This is a genomic window from Pseudomonas sp. HMWF006 (assembly GCF_003061205.1).
Taxonomy (GTDB): Bacteria; Pseudomonadota; Gammaproteobacteria; order Pseudomonadales; family Pseudomonadaceae; genus Aquipseudomonas; species Aquipseudomonas monsensis.
Genome location: NZ_QAIU01000370.1, coordinates 1 through 1,685, shown reverse-complemented (window position 1 = coordinate 1,685; position 1,685 = coordinate 1). Strand labels below are relative to the sequence as shown.

General features: G+C 64.2%; 1 protein-coding gene. It reads right to left on the bottom strand.

Features of this window, described 5'->3' with window-relative positions:
* Window positions 1-1,685: beta-agarase (locus DBR24_RS15135; protein WP_128615164.1), on the bottom strand; the 1,685-nt coding region annotated here is incomplete at both ends.

Sequence of the window (1,685 nt, the reverse complement as noted above, 5' to 3'; positions counted from 1 at the left end):
TCGCAATACTGCGCGCAGGAGGCCACGGCTTCCGGGGTGCTGGTGGCGAAACGGCCGCCGAGCAGCAGCTGATTGGGCGCGTGCCATTTCAGCGAGTCGGAAATGGTTTTGAAGTAGGTGTCGGCAAAGACCTTCTGGAAGTACTTGAAGTCGGCCTCGATTTCCGGGTGTTCAGGGTTCGGCAGCGGCGGCACGAAGCCCGGGTCTTCCATCAGTTCCCAAGCCGGCAGATCAATGCCCCATGCCTTCGACAACCCCGCCTGATTACGGTATTTGTCGCGCAGTTGCTTGAGGAACGCGCGTTTGGCCGGCACGTCGGTGGTCATTTTCAACGTGCCGTAGGCCAGCGCGTAGCGCGATTGCGGATCGTCACCGGGGCCGGCCCAGGCCAGTTCGTTGTCGGCAAAGTAGCCGATCAGCCAGGGATCGTCGCGGTGATCACGGGCGGCAATCGCCACGGCACGTTCGGTGGCCATGGCGAAGCGTGGATCGAACGGATCCGGCATGCCGCCCCACCAGTCGCTGCCCGTGCTGATGCTGGTGTAATCGCCGACGATCGACAACGGCAAGGTGTACGGTACGCGCTCGGCGTCGCCCAACTGCGGCGCACTCCAGTTGCCAACCGTGTTGAAGCCCCAGGCTTGCAGGCGATCAAGGGTGTGGCTGGCCCATTGCTGCTCATCGAGGGCGGCTGTGCAGGGCGCGGCTGCGTTGGCGTTCGTCGCTTGCGCAGCATCGGTCTGCGCCGCTTCGGCAACCCCGGCCTTCGGCTCAGTCGGCACAGCGGCAGGCTCTGCGGTGTTGGCGGCAACGCTTTCGGCGGCTTGCGTCTTCGCCGCTGCCGCGACACCGGATGCGCCTGCACTGGCCGATTTGCACGGTTCGCCGTAGACCCGCTGCAGGTTGGCGGCATAAAAGTCGTACCAGCGCCCGTTGCCGTAACCGCGGCCCTGATCGGCACCATTGCCGCCCCGGTTATCGCCTTCGCCGAAATGGCTGGCGAGCGGTTCGTCGGGTTTGGGCAGGGATTCGAACATGTATTCGCGACCGGCCACGTATGTCTGGTTGACGTCCGGGCTGACGGTGTTGACGCCGAGGGAGTAGAACGGATGGCCCTCAGGGGTCACTAGATACCAGCGCCCGTCACGTTTCTCGGTGCGAAAGAAGCCGCTGGCCTTGAACGTCGGGCCCTTGTTCCAGCCGCCAAATTTGTCCAGCGAGGACTTGGCGCGTTCGGCCAGCCAGGTTTTCAGCTGTTGCTGCTCTTTGGCGGCAGCAGATTTGAGTTGTTCGTCGCTGGTGACCTTTTCCGGCCATCTGCTACGGGTCGACTGCCCGTAGGCGTCCACCAGATTGCCGTACACGGCCTGCGTCACCGCATCGCCGTCCTGTACGCCGAAACGTTCGAGCAGCAGGCTTTGAGGCACTTTCGGCTGATCCATCGACAGACTGACCGACACCACCTGGCTGCGATCCAGCTCGCCGCTGCTGCTGGCCAACAGAATCCGCTGGCCATCGACGGTCACCGGCATCGGCGGCCCGGCCTTCATGCCCTGGCTCAGCGGCGAGGTCGCCACCAGCGGCACCAGCAAGGTTTGTGCCGGCCCCGCTGGCAGGTCGACGCGACTGGTCAGCGTCTGCCCGTTGTTGCTCTGGATTTGCACGTAGACCGTCACGGCCCAGTT